General features: G+C 67.9%; 16 protein-coding genes. 10 read left to right on the top strand and 6 right to left on the bottom strand.

The annotated features are described in order from the left end of the window. Nucleotides 1-150 precede the first annotated feature (150 nt). The 3 genes from DN412_RS10480 (at nt 151) to gabD (ending at nt 3217) form a co-directional block, all read left to right on the top strand. Nucleotides 151-1353: an AI-2E family transporter gene (locus DN412_RS10480; RefSeq protein ID WP_115014701.1), complete on the top strand. Its 1203-nt coding sequence runs from the start codon at nt 151-153 to the stop codon at nt 1351-1353. A 108-nt stretch (nt 1354-1461) separates the two neighbouring features. Next, on the top strand, nt 1462-1677 hold the full coding sequence (locus DN412_RS10485) for a hypothetical protein (RefSeq protein ID WP_115014867.1): 216 nt from the start codon (nt 1462-1464) through the stop codon (nt 1675-1677). Between the two features lie 91 nt (nt 1678-1768). Further along, nucleotides 1769-3217, top strand: a complete 1449-nt coding sequence (gene gabD, locus DN412_RS10490) for an NADP-dependent succinate-semialdehyde dehydrogenase (RefSeq protein WP_115014869.1) — start codon at nt 1769-1771, stop codon at nt 3215-3217. Nucleotides 3218-3229: 12 nt separating this feature from the next. On the opposite strand, the gene DN412_RS10495 is transcribed toward gabD, so the two are convergent. From DN412_RS10495 to DN412_RS10505, 3 genes are read right to left on the bottom strand one after another with little or no spacing between them, the layout of a single operon-like run. Further along, nucleotides 3230-4072, bottom strand: a complete 843-nt coding sequence (locus tag DN412_RS10495; protein WP_115014703.1) for a hypothetical protein — start codon at nt 4070-4072, stop codon at nt 3230-3232. 27 nt (nt 4073-4099) lie between these two features. Beyond that, nucleotides 4100-4453, bottom strand: coding sequence for a flagellar transcriptional regulator FlhD (gene flhD, locus DN412_RS10500; RefSeq protein WP_115014706.1), 354 nt, complete (start codon nt 4451-4453; stop codon nt 4100-4102). 1 nt (nt 4454) lies between these two features. Then, nucleotides 4455-5258, bottom strand: a complete 804-nt coding sequence (locus DN412_RS10505) for a helix-turn-helix domain-containing protein (protein WP_244222618.1) — start codon at nt 5256-5258, stop codon at nt 4455-4457. 250 nt (nt 5259-5508) lie between these two features. On the opposite strand from DN412_RS10505, the gene DN412_RS10510 reads away from it, so the two are divergent. Both DN412_RS10510 and DN412_RS10515 read left to right on the top strand, forming a co-directional pair. After that, a complete protein-coding gene (locus DN412_RS10510) occupies nt 5509-7482 on the top strand; it encodes a PAS domain-containing hybrid sensor histidine kinase/response regulator (RefSeq protein WP_115014709.1) in 1974 nt (657 codons plus the stop codon). A 109-nt stretch (nt 7483-7591) separates the two neighbouring features. Then, nucleotides 7592-8572, top strand: a complete 981-nt coding sequence (locus DN412_RS10515; RefSeq protein WP_115014711.1) for a Bug family tripartite tricarboxylate transporter substrate binding protein — start codon at nt 7592-7594, stop codon at nt 8570-8572. A gap of 21 nt (nt 8573-8593) precedes the next feature. On the opposite strand, the gene DN412_RS10520 is transcribed toward DN412_RS10515, so the two are convergent. Next, nucleotides 8594-9424, bottom strand: a complete 831-nt coding sequence (locus tag DN412_RS10520; RefSeq protein WP_115014714.1) for an IclR family transcriptional regulator — start codon at nt 9422-9424, stop codon at nt 8594-8596. Further along, nucleotides 9421-10248 carry an IclR family transcriptional regulator gene (locus DN412_RS10525; RefSeq protein WP_078200332.1) on the bottom strand — a complete coding sequence of 276 codons (828 nt, stop codon included), beginning with the start codon at nt 10246-10248 and terminating at the stop codon, nt 9421-9423. Before DN412_RS10525 ends, DN412_RS10520 begins: the two co-directional genes overlap by 4 nt. Before the next feature lie 323 nt (nt 10249-10571). On the opposite strand from DN412_RS10525, the gene DN412_RS10530 reads away from it, so the two are divergent. The 4 genes from DN412_RS10530 (at nt 10572) to DN412_RS10545 (ending at nt 15092) form a co-directional block, all read left to right on the top strand. Further along, nucleotides 10572-11531 carry an MBL fold metallo-hydrolase gene (locus DN412_RS10530; RefSeq protein WP_078200333.1) on the top strand — a complete coding sequence of 320 codons (960 nt, stop codon included), beginning with the start codon at nt 10572-10574 and terminating at the stop codon, nt 11529-11531. 55 nt (nt 11532-11586) lie between these two features. Further along, entirely contained in the window at nt 11587-13326 is a 1740-nt protein-coding gene (locus tag DN412_RS10535) for an FAD-dependent oxidoreductase (protein WP_115014716.1), read from the top strand. 41 nt (nt 13327-13367) lie between these two features. Then, nucleotides 13368-13592: a DUF2783 domain-containing protein gene (locus tag DN412_RS10540; protein WP_115014719.1), complete on the top strand. Its 225-nt coding sequence runs from the start codon at nt 13368-13370 to the stop codon at nt 13590-13592. A gap of 141 nt (nt 13593-13733) precedes the next feature. Continuing rightward, nucleotides 13734-15092, top strand: coding sequence for an MFS transporter (locus tag DN412_RS10545; RefSeq protein ID WP_115014722.1), 1359 nt, complete (start codon nt 13734-13736; stop codon nt 15090-15092). 55 nt (nt 15093-15147) lie between these two features. On the opposite strand, the gene DN412_RS10550 is transcribed toward DN412_RS10545, so the two are convergent. Beyond that, the gene (locus DN412_RS10550) at nt 15148-15456 is read right to left on the bottom strand and encodes a hypothetical protein (RefSeq protein WP_018310912.1); all 309 of its coding nucleotides are present in this window, start codon (nt 15454-15456) and stop codon (nt 15148-15150) included. 175 nt (nt 15457-15631) lie between these two features. On the opposite strand from DN412_RS10550, the gene DN412_RS10555 reads away from it, so the two are divergent. Beyond that, on the top strand, nt 15632-15853 hold the full coding sequence (locus tag DN412_RS10555) for a DUF2188 domain-containing protein (protein ID WP_078200336.1): 222 nt from the start codon (nt 15632-15634) through the stop codon (nt 15851-15853). The last annotated feature ends 92 nt before the right edge of the window (nt 15854-15945 follow it).

A 15945-nucleotide genomic window follows, 5' to 3' on the forward strand; every position in this document is an offset into this window, starting at 1 on the left:
CGGGCGGTGTCACCTTCCAGGCGCACACGATCCCCCGCGCAATGCCTGCCGTGCTTGTCTGACAACGGCACGCGGCGGTGTCCGACAGCCACCGCCTGCCGGCCGGCTATCTTCATAGCAGCGCCAGGCCTTTTGCCAGGGCGCCAGGCCATGTCGACCCTTCCCGAATCCGCTGTCTCGCCGATCCCCCCTGCTCCGGACGTGCCGCTGCCGGACGATGCCGGCGTTGAGTCCGAAGCCACGACCAGCGCGACTGAGGTCCCCGCAAGCGATGCCGTCACCACATCGCTGCGTCGCGCCAGCACGGCGCTGGTGGTGCTGGCCACGCTCTTTTCGCTGTACGCCATGCATATCGCACGCGACTTCCTGGTCCCGGTGGTGATTGCGATCGTGCTGGCCTATCTGCTGGACCCGCTGGTCTGCGCGCTGCAGCGGCTGGGCCTGCCGCGCGCGGTGGCCAGCACGGTAGTGCTTCTTGCCCTGCTGGGCGCCCTGCTCAGCGGCGCGTACCTGCTGCAGGGGCAGATCGAGTCCATTGTCAACAGCTTGCCCGAGATGGCCAGCAAGCTGTCACGCTCCCTGGGCGCGCTCATGAGCGGCGACGACTCCATGTGGCAGAAGATACGCCGCGCCGCCACCGTCCTCAGCGGCGCCGGCCAGCCGCCGCCGGCGCGCGGCACGCATGTGGTGGTGGACCAGGCGCCCGGCCAGATCAACAACCTGCTGCTGGCTGGCTCGGTCAGCATTTTCACCATGGCCGGCCAGGCGATGGTGGTGGTATTCCTGCTGTACTTCCTGATGCTCGCCGGCGATACCTTCAAGCGCAAGTTCATCAAGATGGCGGGCACCACCATCTCGGAAAAGAAGATCAGCGTGCATATGCTCGACGAGATCAACCTTTCCATCCGCCGCTATATGGGCATGCTGGTGGTGACCAATGCCGGCCTTGGCGCCTGTACCTGGCTGCTCCTGAAGTGGCTTGGCGTCGACAACGCGGGCAGCTGGGCAATCGCTGCCGCGGCGCTGCACCTGGTGCCGTATTTCGGTGCCATGGCGATCTCGGTCTGCCTAGGGATGGTGACATTCATGCAGTTCGGCACGCTTGGCTTGGCGGCAGCGGCAGCGGGCGGCTCGCTGCTGATCGCGACGCTGATCGGGGCGGTGATCACGACCTGGATGACCGGCCGCATGGCGCGGATGAACGCCGTCGCCGTCTTTGTTGCGCTGCTTCTGCTTACCTGGCTCTGGGGCGTGTGGGGCATGCTGCTCGCCATCCCCCTGATCACCATTGCCAAGGTCGTTGCCGATCACATTGAGGGGCTGGAAGTGATGGCAGAGTTCCTTGGCGACTAACTACTGCACCCATCCCACGGCCCTACCATTCCGCCGCTATACTGGTATCGAGAATGCTGCACCACAGCATTTTTTGCGTGCCGGGGATCGAGCGGAGGAAGAATAATGATGACGCTATGCGACCTGTGCGAGTCGCAGCTGGAGCGGCCTGGCCATGTGCCGCCGCACCCCAGACTCGTGATGTCGGCAACGCTGCGCACCGCCAGCGGCCACAATGCGTTCGTGTACCGTTGCGGTGACTGCGGCCAGACCCTGCTGTTGGCCTCGCATGACGGGGACACGCCCGACCGCTGGACCCGGCTGGACGCCGACGGATGGAACTGAGCCGCAAGGCTGGCCGGGCCAGGATTACAATCGTTGTCTCAGCCCACCAAGAATGACCCGTGCCACTAGCCGGCATCCACTGATGACAACCATGCTGAATCTCCAGGACTCCTCGCTGCTGCGGCAGCAGTGCTATATCGACGGCCGCTGGATCGATGGCGAACGCCGCATCGACGTGACCAACCCCGCCACCGGCGAGCGCGTGGGCCAGGTGCCGCAACTGGGCGCCGACGAAACCCGCCAGGCTATCGAAGCCGCCAACCGCGCGCTGCCGGCGTGGCGCGCCCGCACCGCCAAGGAGCGCTCGGCGCTGCTGCGCAAATGGTTCGAGCTGATCCTGGCCAGCCAGGAAGACCTGGCGCGCATCATGACCGCGGAGCAAGGCAAGCCGATCGCCGAGGCGCGCGGCGAGATTGCCTACGCGGCCTCGTTTATCGAATGGTTTGCCGAGGAAGGCAAGCGGGTCTATGGCGATACCATTCCCGCCCCGGTGAGCAACCAGCGCATCGTCGTGACCAAGGAGCCGGTGGGTGTCTGCGCGGCCATCACGCCGTGGAACTTCCCGGCGGCCATGATCACGCGCAAGGCGGGCCCGGCGCTGGCCGTGGGCTGCACCATGGTGCTCAAGCCTGCCTCGCAAACCCCGCTGACGGCGCTGGCGCTGGTGGCCCTGGCCGAGCGCGCCGGCATTCCGGCGGGCGTGCTGTCGGTGGTGACCGGCTCGGCCGGCGCGATTGGCGGCGAGATGAGCAGCAATCCGCTGGTGCGCAAGCTGACCTTCACCGGCTCGACCGAAGTCGGCCGCGTGCTGATGGCGCAGACCGCATCGACCATCAAGAAGGTCTCGATGGAGCTGGGCGGCAACGCGCCCTTCATCGTATTCGACGACGCCGACCTGGATGCGGCCGTGGAAGGCGCGATCGTGTCGAAGTACCGCAACGCCGGCCAGACCTGCGTCTGCGCCAACCGCATCTACGTGCAGTCGGGCGTGTACGACGCGTTTGCGCAGAAGCTGGTGGCGGCAGTGGCGGCCCTCAAGGTCGGCAACGGCATGGATGACGGCGTGCGCATCGGGCCGCTGATCGACGACAAGGCCGTGGCCAAGGTGGAAGAACATATCGCCGATGCGCTCGGCAAGGGCGCCCGCCTGCTGCAGGGCGGCCAGCGCCACGCGCTGGGGCATTCCTTTTTCCAGCCGACCGTGCTGGCCGACGTCGGCCCTGGCATGCTGGTCGCGCGCGAGGAGACCTTCGGCCCGCTGGCGCCGCTGTTCCGTTTCGAGACCGAGGATGACGTGGTCGCCATGGCCAACGACACCGAGTTCGGCCTGGCCAGCTACTTCTACGCCCGCGACCTGGGCCGGGTCTGGCGCGTCTCCGAGCGGCTGGAGTACGGCATGGTCGGCGTGAACACGGGCCTGATCTCCAACGAGGTGGCGCCGTTCGGTGGCGTCAAGCAATCCGGCGTAGGCCGCGAAGGCTCACACTACGGTATCGAGGATTACCTGGTCATCAAGTACACCTGCATGGCCGGCATCTGACGATGCCTGGCCTCAGTACGGCGCGTGCGCGCAGGCGGCGTACCGGGGCTCGGACCACGGCTCGCCCAGGCGGCAGGTGTCCCGAAAGCGCGCGATCCGGTCATGGACGCGTTGCATCTGCTCAAGCTGGTAGCTGGCCCGCTCGAAGCTGTAGCGGGTGCCAAACTCATACAGCGCGCCGTCAGCGGCGCGGGACAGCCCTTCCAGCGCCTGCGCCAGCGCCCGCCCCTCCAGGCTGCGGTGCCGGCGCAGGCGCCAGGACAGAGCCTCCTGGCCCTGGTCCAGCAGGCTTTGCTCAAGATAGCCAAGCCGCTCGGCGAGGCCCTGCGCTTCATGCAGCACCGACAGATAGGCACACACCACTGCAAGCCGCTGGTGCATCTCGCCGGCGCCGGCCAGCAGTTCGCGCGCGCAGGTGCGGAAGCTTTCGGCCTGGAACGGCTGGCCCGCAGCGGCGGACTCCCGCATGTAGACCTCCAGCGGCAGCACTGAAACCGCCAGGCCGGGTGGCAGCACGCTGGTGAAACGGCTGGCGATGGCCTGCTGCACGGCGCTGTCCAGTTCGCAGCAGGTCTGCATGTCGGCGTCAATATAGAAATCCAGCGCCGGCTGCCGGCCGTGCCCTACCGACACCGCGGCGCGCGCGGGCGGGTGTCCGGCCATGGCCAGCACTTCCAGGCCGGCTTCAATGCAGCGCTGCTCCCCGGCCTCGGCACCCAGCGCCAGGACGATATCCTGCATCTGCAGCGTGCCGACGATTTCCTTGCGGGTTGCCGTGGGCAGGAAGGCGCCCCGGCGGTCGGCGGCCATCGCCATCCGCTTCAGATCGACATGTGTCATCGCATTGCCAGTCATATACCCTCCGATTGCAGAAGTCGTGTTCTATTCCCGCCGTGAAGCCATGACGATGGCGGCATGCATGCTTTGCAGGACGTGTGGCGGCTCGGTCCCGGTCAGCGCGGCCAGCAGCATGCTGTCGTCCAGCCGGAAGCGGCACAGCACCAGGTTGGAGCGCGCCAGCGCCACCATCTGCGGCGGCGTCAGGGACGCCAGCACACGGCCGACCTCACGGCCGATGCCAAGCCGGAACAGGGCCTCGGCCTCGTTCTCGCGCATCAGCCGCTGCACCAGCAGCAGGTAGGACAGGTTCAGCTCCTTGATCTGCCGCAGGCTGTCGCTGTCGGGTTCCTGGCCAGGGTCCTTGCCGGCCGGTCCGGCTTGCCTTGCATATTCCATGTCAGCCTTGCGCCGGGAGAGGTTCGTCAATTGCCATGGGTAGTCCAGGCGCGGGCGCGTGGGCCAGGATCATCGGGCGCGCGGCGATGGCGCGCAGCGCGTGCTTGTCGCGCAGCGTGATGGTGCGGTGCCGCACCCCGATCAGTCCGACCTCCGCCAGGCGCGAGAACTGCCGGCTCACCGTTTCCAGCGTCAGTCCGATATAGCTGCCGATCTCTTCCCGGCTCATGCGCAACACAAATTCCGAGGAAGAAAAGCCACGCGCCGCAAAGCCATCGGCCAGCCACAGCAGGAAGGTCACCAGCCGCTCTTCGGCAGTCATCAGCGCCAGCATGGTCTGCAGCGCCCGCGCGTGCCGCAACTGGCCGTCCAGGGCCAGGAACAACCGGTTGGCGAGCGGCGGCAGGCTGGCCGCCGCATGGCGCAGCGCGTCCACCGGGAACAGGCACAGCTTGGTGTCTTCCAGCGCCGTGGCGTAAGACGCATAGTGCGGGCCTGCCAGGCTATCCAGTCCGACCATGTCGCCGGGAAAGTGGAAGCCGACCACCTGGGTGCGGCCGTCCTCGGTCGTGACATGGGTCTTGAGCGTACCGACACGGATGGCATACAGCGCAGTCACCGGATCGCCCAACAGGTACAGGAACTGGCCCTTGCGCAGTCGGACCGTGCGCTGACCCGGTCCGGCGCCGGCTGGCTGGCAGCCCTGGTGTCGCTGTCGGGCGTCCGGGCAGACGCTGGCCATCTGGCAACCCGTGCTGCACGGCATGGCGTCGCGCTGCGGGCGGCGTTGATCGGACTGTGTCATTGGCGCTGTGGATGGAATCGCTGAAAACCCTTGTGCGCCCATTCTAGGGAGCCAGCCTTGGCAGACAATCCGTACATTCTGATTTGCGGCATGGAAGCTTCTGAGCCTGCGGACGGTACTGGCAGGCTCTGGCCCGCTCCGCTGCACTTGCGGCCGGAGCACATGGCCTGTCAGCGGGCAGCAGGGGTATCCTTACGGCATCATCAGGATCGAATGCGCTGGCACACGCCTGCACGCCGCTTGAGCCCCCATGACAAAACGTCCCGACGATCCGCAACGACGTGCCGCAAGCGCACAGCGCCCTGACGCTGGCGGGCGGCACGACCGTCATTCTGCGGATACGCCTTATCGGACGCTGGTGGAAGCCATACAGGACTACGCCATCTTTACCCTCGACGTCGACGGCCATGTCTCCAGCTGGAACAAGGGTGCGGCGCGCATCAAGGGGTATAAGCGCGAAGAGATCCTGGGCAAGCACTTCTCGCAGTTCTACACGCCCGACGCGGTCGCGCGGCATTGGCCGGAAGCCGAGCTGAAAGCCGCCGCCGAGCAGGGCCGGTTCGAGGACGAGGGCTGGCGCGTGCGCAAGGACGGCAGCCGCTTCTGGGCCAACGTCGTCATCACCGCCTTGCGGGACGCCGACGGCCGGCTGATCGGCTTTGGCAAGGTCACGCGGGACCTGACCAACCAGCGCCGCGCCGCCGAGGCACTGCGCCAGAGCGAGGAAACGCTGCGCCTGCTGGTGGAGGGCGTCAAGGATTACGCGATCTTCATGCTCGATCCGGGCGGCCATATCGTCAGTTGGAATTCCGGCGCCTCGTATATCAAGGGCTACCGCCGCGACGAGATCATCGGCCGGCATTTTTCGGTGTTCTACCCGCGGGAAGACGTTGCCGCGGGCAAGCCGGGCCGGCAACTGGAGCTGGCGCGGCGCACCGGGCGCGTCGAGGATGAAGGCTGGCGCGTGCGCAAGGACGGCTCGCTGTTCTGGGCCAATGTCACGCTGACCGCGGTCTACGACGAATCGCGCGCGCTGCGCGGCTTTGCCAAGGTGACGCGCGACATGAGCGAACGCCGCCGCCGCGAGGAACTGGAGCGCTCCAGCCAGCGCCTGAACGAGTTCCTGGCGACGCTTTCGCATGAGTTGCGCAATCCGCTGGCGCCGGTGCGCAGCGCGGTGACAGCCATGCGGCTGGCACCGGAGGACGCGGCACTGGCAAACAAGAGCCTGGGCCTGATCGAGCGCCAGGTGGCTCACCTGATCCGGCTGGTGGACGACCTGCTCGATATCGGGCGCATCACCTCCGGCCGCATCGAGCTGCGCACCGAACCGGTCGAATTCAACGACATCCTTGCGCTCGCCATCGAAGGGGCCCGGCCCGCGCTGGATGCCAAGGCGCAGCGCGTGGACGTGCAGGCCCCGCCCGGCCCGATCCACATGGATGCCGACAAGACGCGGCTGGTGCAGGTCATGCAGAACCTGGTGCTCAATGCGTCGAAGTTCTCGCCGCCGGGAACGGGCGTGGTGATTGCCACCTCGGTGCAGAATCGTACGCTGGAGGTACGGGTCATCGACCGGGGCAGAGGCATCGCCCCGCACGCGCTCGAGGACATCTTCCACCTGTTCGTGCAGGAAAGCCGGCCGGGCACGGATGTGCATGGCGGGCTCGGCATCGGCCTGTCGCTGTGCCGCTCGCTGGTGGAGCTGCACGGCGGCACGATCGCCGCCGCCAGTGCCGGGCCGGGGCTGGGCAGCACGTTCACCCTGCGCCTGCCGCTGCCGGCCGCGCACAAGGCCGACGCGGCCCTGGGCCCCGCACAGCAGGGGTCTGGCCCGGACACGGCGGCGCTGCAGGCGCAGCGCATCCTGCTGGTCGACGACAACCGCGACGCGGCCGACAGCCTGGCCATGCTGCTGGAGATGTGCGGCCACGAGGTGACCATTGCCTACGACGGCGCGGAAGCCCTGCACGTGGCGCCGCGCTGCCGTCCGCATATCGCGCTGATCGACCTGGCCATGCCCGGCATGGACGGCTTCGAGGTGGTGCGCGCCATGCGCGGCGTGGCGGGCACCGAGCTGACGCGTTTCGTGGCGTTGACCGGCTTCGGCCAGCCCGCGGACCGGCAGCATACTGAGGCCGCCGGCTTCGACGCACACCTGGTCAAGCCCGTGGAGCTGGAAACGCTGTTCAGCACCATTGCGCGGCTGCGCCGGCCGGACTGACCGGCCGCGGCCCCGAACGCGACCTTCGCCAATCCCAAACACGCGCCCGCCGCCCCTGCGACACACTAGGGCCTGTTCCATCGCAACAGACCACAGAAAGGAGACAGCGATGCAGGGTTGGATCAGGCGCGCAGCCACAGGGCTGCTGTTTGCGTTGGCGGCCACCGCCGCCGGTACCGCGCTGGCGGACTATCCGGACAAGCCGTTACGGCTGGTGGTGCCCTTCCCGCCTGGCGGCGCCACCGACCTGCTGGCGCGCGAGATCGGCAATGCGCTGTCGGTGCGGCTGCACCAGCCGGTGGTGATCGACAACCGGCCCGGCGTCGGCGGCAACCTGGCGGCCATTGCCGTGGCGCGGGCGCCGGCCGACGGCTACACACTGCTGTTCGGCACCTTCGGCTCGCTGGCGGTGAACAAGAGCCTCTATGACAAGCCCGGCTACGACCCGCTGAAAGACTTCGCGCCGGTGGCTTCGGTTGCTTACCTGCCCAACGTGCTGGTGGTGCATCCCAGCGTGCCGGCGCGCAACGTGCAGGAACTGCTGGCGCTGGCGCGCAAGGAACCAGGCAAGCTGACCTACGGCTCGTTCGGCAACGGCTCGTCGTCGCATCTGGCGGGCGAGCTGTTCACGCACCTGGCCGGTGTCAATATCACGCACATTCCGTACAAGGGCAGCGCCGCGTCGATGACCGACCTGATCGGCGGGCGCATCACCATGATGTTCGACAGCGTCTCCACGGCGCTGCCGTATATCCGCGACAACCGCGTGCGCGCGCTGGCGGTGACCACGCAGAAGCCCTCGGACCAGCTCCCCGGCGTGCCGACGCTGGCCGCCGCCGGCGTGCCCGGCTACGAACTGACCGCGTGGTTCGGCGTGGTCGCGCCGGCCGGCACGCCCAAGGCGGTGATCGACCGCCTCAATGGCGAGATCGTGGCGGCGCTGAACCAGCCGGAAATGGTTGCCAGGCTCGCCAGCCAGGGCACCGTGCCCTTCCCCGCCACGCCGGCGCAGTTCGGCAGCTATATCCGCGCGCAGTACGAGAAGTGGGACAGCCTGATCAAATCGGCCAATATCAAGCTGGACAACTGATGGCTTGACCGATGGCCTGATTCAGGCCGCGTCCGGCGCGCCGAAGCGCCATGACAGCCGCCGCGCCGCCTGCCGCACCAGCGCGGCGGTGGCGCCTTCGGTGCGGCTGTCGAAGCTGCCGCTGGAGCCCATCACGGCGATCACCAGCGCCAGGCTGCCGGTGTGGTCGAACACCGGCGCGGCCAGAGTGTCGATGCCTGGCACGGGGTGGCTCAGTGCATTGTCGAGCCGGGCCGCGCGCACCTGATCCAGGCGCCGGGCGTAGGCCGGCGCCAGCTTGCCGCCGGGTGCGAGCACCTCCGCCGCGACGGCACCGGCCATGCGCAGTTCGTCTTTTTCCAGCAGGCCCGCCAGCACATTGGCTGGCAGATAGGCCGCAGCGGTGCGGCCGATGGCGGTGTGGACCAGCGACAATACCGTGCCCACGCGCAGGCTCACGTGCTGCGGCCGCGCCGATTCCTCCAGCCGGACCACCGTGGGCCCCAGCGGACCCAGCACCGCCATGGCCACGCTCAGGCCCGTGGCGCCGGCCAGCTCGATCACTTCAGGCTCTGCCTCGCGCGTCGGCGACAGCCGCTGCAGCGCAATCAGTCCCAGTTCCAGCGCCAGGGGTCCGCACAGGTAGTTGCCCGCGGCGTCGCGCGCCAGCAGGCCGGTCTTCTGCAGGCTGACCAGATGGGGGAATGCCTTGGCCGGCGGCATGCCCGCGGCCAGCGCCAGGTCGCGCAGCGCCAGCGGCCGGCCGGCAGCCACCAGCGCCCCCAGCAACTGGCCGGTGCTGTCGAGCGACTGGATGCCGCGCTGCGGCTTTCCGCCTTCCATGTCTTGTCGGGTTTCTGTCACGCTGCTCATGCCGGGCGCTCCTGTTCTTCGCGCAGCGCCGCGCCGATGTCCGCCGCCGCAGCCAGCAGGGCCTGCGCCGCCGCGCCGTGCCAGTCAACATCGATGGCACCGGTCGATCCCACCAGCGTCAGCACCAGCCGCAGCGCGCCCGCGTCGTCCAGCACCGGCACGCTGAGGCTGCTGACCGCCGGGCTGGGGGTGTCGATGCTGCGCTCGATGCCGCGCGCGCGGATCTCTGCCAGCCTGGCGCTGAAGGCGGCGAGCTCGGACTCGGTCGCGCCCGGTTGCTGCGCGTGCCACAACGGCTGCCACTGCGCCGGGGGCTGGAAGGCGCAGAACACGCGCCCGGTCGCGGTAGCGGCCAGCGCCATCACCGTCCCCACGTGCAGGTTGACGTGCAGCGGCGCACTGGCTGGCACATAGCGGACGATGGTCGGGCCCTGCGGCCCGGCAATGCTCGTCGCCACGCTGAAGCCCAGGGCCTGCGCCAGCGCGTCCACCCGCGGCAACGCGGCGCGCCAGGCGGGATCCTGCTCCAGGTGCAGCATGCCCAGCCGCAGCGACAGCGGGCCGGGCTCGTAGCGGCCGGACAGATGGTCGCGCTTGATCAGGCCCAGCCGTGTCAGGCTGACCAGGTAGGCATGCGCCTGGGCTGGCGCGAGCTGCGCGGCATCGGCCAGCGCGGCCAGCGGCATCGGCGCGCGTGCGGCGGCCAGCGCCGCCAGCAGGCGCCCGCCCACCTCCACGCTCTGGATGCCGCGCTGTGCCTTGTCGGCACGCGCTACGGGCTCGCTAGCCTGCGCTGTTGCTTCCCCAGCCTTGCGTCTGGCCATTGCCGTCCTGTGTGATCGGAAACCCCGGATATTAATCGAACGCCTCCCAAAGCCACGCGAGCAAGGGTTTACCCGCGCTTTTTGGCATATCTGGAATGCGCCTGCCATTCACCCAAATTATTTGTCATAGACGAACGCTTTCGCTATTGATTAATTTAAGAACGTTTCCTAAGATTGCACTACCCCGTCGCAACACGGCGCACCCCGTCGTGAGACATCCCAGCATCCATATGAACGGGGCGAGACAGCCCGCGCGGCCAGCGCAACGCAGCCATCGTGCCGTGCCGGTGCCATCTCGCCCCCCCACACAGAGGAAAGACGCCATGTCCAAGGCATTCGCATCGCAGGCCGACCTGGAAGCCAAGCAAGTCACCTTCACCCAGCTGTCCGAAAACGCCTGGGCCTACACTGCCGAAGGCGATCCCAATTCGGGCGTGGTCATCGGCGACGACGGCGTGCTGATCGTCGACACCACCGCCACGCCGGCCATGGCGCAGGACCTGATCGCGCGCATCCGCACCATCACCGACAAGCCCATCAAGTACGTGGTGCTGTCGCACTACCACGCGGTGCGCGTGCTGGGCGCGTCGGCCTACTTTGCCGAGGGCGCGCAGCAGGTCATCGCCAGCCGCGGCACCTACGAGATGATTGTCGAGCGCGGCGAGGCCGACATGAAGTCCGAGATCGAACGCTTCCCGCGCCTGTTCGCCGGCGTGGAGACCGTGCCCGGCCTGACCTGGCCGACGCTGGTGTTCGAGAAGGAAATCACCCTGTTCCTGGGCAAGCTGGAAGTACGCATCGCGCACCTGGGCTCGGGCCACACCAAGGGCGATACCGTGGTCTGGCTGCCGCAGCAGAAGGTGCTGTTCTCGGGCGACCTGGTCGAATACGACGCCGCCTGCTACTGCGGCGACGCGCAACTGGAGCAATGGCCGGCCACGCTGGACGCCCTGCAGGCGCTCAACCCCGAAAAGCTGGTGCCGGGCCGTGGCCCCGCGCTGACCACACCCGAAGAAGTGAAGCAAGGCATCGCCTACACCAAGGACTTCGTTTCCACCCTGTTCCAGGCCGGCAAGGAAGCCGTGGCCGAAAAGCTCGACCTGAAGGCCGCGATGGCGCACACGCGCCGCGCCATGGACCCCAAGTTCGGCCACGTCTTCATCTACGAGCATTGCCTGCCCTTCGATGTCTCGCGCGCCTACGACGAGGCCGCCGGCGTGCGCCATCCGCGCATCTGGACGGCCCAGCGCGACCAGGAAATGTGGGCAGCGCTGCAGGACTGACGCAAGCAGAACAGAACAGGTAACAAGGCATCAAGGCCTGGATGGAGACACAAGCATGAGCAGCATCGACTACCAGCGGCTGTCGTTCGCATACCAGCCCTGCGCGGAACAGCGCGCCGGGCAATCCGCTGAGGCAGCACCCGCCGCGGTGCATCCGGTGGTCGTGGTCGGGGCCGGCCCGGTCGGGCTGGCCACCGCCATCGACCTGGCGCAGCGCGGCGTGCGCGTGGTGCTGGTGGACGACGACTGCACGCTCTCCACCGGGTCGCGCGCGATCTGTTTTTCCAAGCGCACGCTGGATATCTTCGACCGGCTGGGCTGCGGCGAGCGCATGGTCGACAAGGGCGTGGGCTGGCACGTCGGCAGGGTGTTCCTGCGCGACGAACAGGTCTACAGCTTCGACCTGCTGCCCGAGAGCGGCCACCGCCGCCCCGCCTTCATCAACCTGCAGCAGTACTACGTCGAAGGCTTCCTGCTGGAACGCGCGCAGGCGCTGCCCAATATCGAGATCCGCTGGCACAACAAGGTGGTCGGGCTGGAGCAACGCGACACGGGCGATGCCGGCGTGGTGCTGACCATCGAAACACCTGACGGCTGCTATCCGCTGGCCGCGCGCTACGTGGTCGCCGCCGACGGTTCGCGCAGCCCGATGCGCAAGCTGCTGGGCCTGGACAGCAAGGGCCGCACCTTCCGCGACCGCTTCCTGATCGCGGACGTCAAGATGGAAGCGGACTTCCCGGCCGAGCGCTGGTTCTGGTTCGACCCGCCCTTCCACCCCAACCAGTCGGTGCTGCTGCATCGCCAGCCGGACAACGTCTGGCGCATCGACTTCCAGCTGGGCTGGGATGCCGACCCGGTGCTGGAGAAAACCCCGGAGCGCGTGATTCCGCGGGTGCAGGCACTGCTCGGCAAGGACGTGAAATTCGAGCTGGAATGGGTCAGCGTCTACACCTTTTCCTGCCTGCGCATGGACAGTTTTCGCCACGGCAATATCCTGTTTGCCGGCGATGCCGCGCACGGCGTGTCGCCATTCGGCGCGCGCGGCGCCAACAGTGGCATCCAGGACGCGGAGAACCTGGCCTGGAAGCTGGCCTACGTGCTGCAGGGCCAGGCCTGCGACAAGCTGCTGGACACCTACGCCAGCGAGCGCGAATATGCCGCCGACGAGAACATCCGCAACTCCACCCGCTCCACCGACTTCATCACGCCCAAGAGCGCGGTGAGCCGCGTGTTCCGCGATGCAGTGCTGACGCTGTCCAAGCGCCATGCGTTTGCGCGCACCCTGGTGAACAGCGGGCGGTTGTCGGTGCCCGCAGTGCTGCAGGACTCGCCGCTGAACACCGGTGACGACGCCCAGGGCTATGCTTGCAAGCTTGTGCCCGGAGCGGTCTGTTGCGATGCGCCGGTATCCGGCGCGCAGGGCGCGGGCTGGCTGCTGTCGCACCTGGGCGGGGACTTCACGGTGCTGCTGTTCGGCAACCCTGACGCCATCGATGCCGGCACGCTCGCCGACCTCGCCGCGCTGAAAGACAGTGGCGTGCCGCTGCGGCTGGTCTGCGTGACCGACGCCACGCAACCGGCGCTGACCTGCACCAGTGCCACCGTGCTGCGCGATGACGAGGGACTGGCCGCCACGCGCTACGGCGCCACGCCCGGCACCTGCTACCTGATCCGTCCGGACCAGCATGTCTGCGCCCGCTGGCACCGCCCCGACCCGGCCGCGATCCGCGCCGCGCTGGCGCGCGCCACCGGCGCCGACCTGCGCGCGCCGCAGCCCGGCCGCATGGCCGCCTGAGATCTGCCAGACCCGCCAGACCCTGCACCGCGGAGACTTCCATGCCCAATACGCTCAACACCCAGCTCAACCTGGCGCGACCCGACGACTTCTACGAAGCACTGATCGACATGCACCGCGACCTCGACGAAGCGCAGAGCCAGGCCGCCAACGCGCAACTGATCCTGCTGCTGGCCAACCATATCGGCGACCACGACGTGCTGCTGGCCGCCATGGCCGCCGCGCGCGAAGGCGTGACCGCAATGGCGGCCACGACGCCAGCCTGACCTGACGCCGGTGCGGCCCGGCCGCACCGGCGCCGCGTTTTTTCTCAGACCATCCCGGGCCAACGCGCGCCAGACGCGGCCCGCTGGCGGCACCCGCCGGCTGCCCGCCGCCGCAGCCACCACCGTACGGAGACAACGTTCATGAGCCATCCGGTCTCAGGGGATCTTTCGTCCCTATCCAGCCTGACGCCCCCCGCCCAGCCCCTTGCCGCACTGGCTGCGCCCGATGAAGACGCGCTCTACCGCAAGGTCTGGCTGCGCATCATCCCGTTCCTGTTCATCTGCTACGTGGTGTCGTTCCTGGACCGCATCAACATCGGCTTCGCCCAGCTGCAGATGAAGCAGGACCTCGGCTTCAGCGACGCCATGTACGGCCTGGGCGCCGCCGTCTTCTACGTCGGCTACGTGCTGTGCGAGGTGCCCAGCAACATGCTGCTGGCACGTTTCGGTGCGCGCCACACGTTCACGCGCATCATGGTGCTGTGGGGTGTGGCTTCGGTAGCGATGATGGCTGTTTCCACGCCCACCCAGTTCTATGCGCTGCGCTTCCTGCTGGGCGTGTTCGAGGCCGGCTTCTTCCCCGGCATCGTGCTCTACCTGACCTATTGGTTCCCGGCGCGCCGGCGTGCCGCGGTGATGGCGATCTTCTTTGCCGGCGTGGCGGTGGCGGGCGTGCTGGGCGGGCTGGTGTCCGGCTGGATCATGCGCGACATGGCCGGCGTGCTCGGCCTGCAGGGCTGGAAGTGGATGTTTGCGATCGAGGGGGCGCCCGCGGTGCTGCTGGGGCTGGTGGCCGCGCGCTTGCTGGTGGACGGCCCGCAGCAGGCCAGTTGGCTGACCGACGGCGAACGCGCCCACCTGGCGCGTGACACCGCCGCGCAGGCGCATGCCGGCGGCCATTCGCTGCAGGCGTTGCGCCAGGTGCTGCGCAACCCGCGCGTGTACTTGTTCGCCTTCATCTATTTTTCGCTCACCTGCGGCTCGCTGGCGCTGAGCTTCTGGATGCCGCTGATGATCCGCGACTTCGGCATCACCGACGTGGTGTCGGTCAGCCTGTATTCGGTGGTGCCCAATGCGGTGGGCGCGGTCGGCCTGATCCTGATCGCGCGCCATTCCGACCGCACCGGCGAGCGCCACCGCCACTTCCTGCTGTGCACGGCAGGCGGCGCGCTGGCCCTGGCGGCGCTGACGCTGCACCTGCCCAGCCTGGCGGTGATGCTGGCCATCCTGTCGGTGGCCGCGGTGCTGATCTTTGCCGCGCTGCCAGTGTTCTGGTCGCTGCCGCCCAGCTACCTGCCGGGCGCGGGCGCGGCCGCGGGCATCGCCTTCATCAGCAGCATCGGCATCACCAGCGGCATCGTCAGCCCGTGGGTGATCGGGCAGATCAAGACCCAGACCGGCAGCCTGGACAATGCGCTCTACCTGCTGGCGGCGCTGCTGCTGGCCAGCGGGCTGGCCATGTGGCTGGGCGTGCCAAAGCAGCCCGCGCGGCCGGCCTGAACCAAGCCGCAGGCGTCTTCAAAACCGGAATGTCCGCACCCGCGGGGTGCGGCGTTCAGTGGGATCGTCCGCAGGGGATGACGGAGGCGATTTCCTCGCGCATTACCTCGACCACGTCGTCGATCTCCAGGCCTTCGGCCGTGACCAGCACGTCCTGTCCGCGGCCGATCGCGTAGACCACGCCGCGCCAGTGGCCAGGCTCGACGGCCTCGCACAAGCGGATATTGAATTCGGTGTCCTGATCCTGGCTATATACCGTCACCAGGTCGCCCACCTGGGGAGTGCGCACCGCTTCTCCGTCGAACGCCCGGGCCACCACGGTCACCGGCGACTGCGTCAGCCCCCTGGCAAATCTTGCTCGCATGGTCCGCTCCTCTTTTTGCGATCCAAGTCCAGCTTACAAGAGGCCCGACAAATAACCAGGGATTTCCATCGAAAAGTGGAACCTAGTGCGCTTTGCGCGCCTGTCAGACACCGCCGGATAGACAGCGCGCGCAGATACGCCACAATGAATGCATCCCTATTCGAGGAGACACAACATGGGCAGCAACATACACGTCGTCCCGCACGACGAGGGCTGGGATGTCATCCACGAAGGCGCGCGCTACGCTGAATCGCACCATGCCACGCAGGAAGAAGCGGTGGCGGCCGGCACCACCAAGGCGCAGCGCGAACATGTCGAACTGCTGATCCACGGCCGCGACGGCCAGATCCGGGCGCGCAACAGCTTCGGCCACGATCCGCGCGCCATTCCGGGCTGACCTGCCGCACGCGCTGCGCAACGGCCAAAAGCGGCTTGCACGCGAAACCCTTCCCGGACGGTGCCGGGGCGACTGCCAGTGCGGTCCTGCGC

It is taken from the genome of Cupriavidus lacunae, assembly GCF_003353055.1.
Taxonomy (GTDB): domain Bacteria; phylum Pseudomonadota; class Gammaproteobacteria; order Burkholderiales; family Burkholderiaceae; genus Cupriavidus; species Cupriavidus lacunae.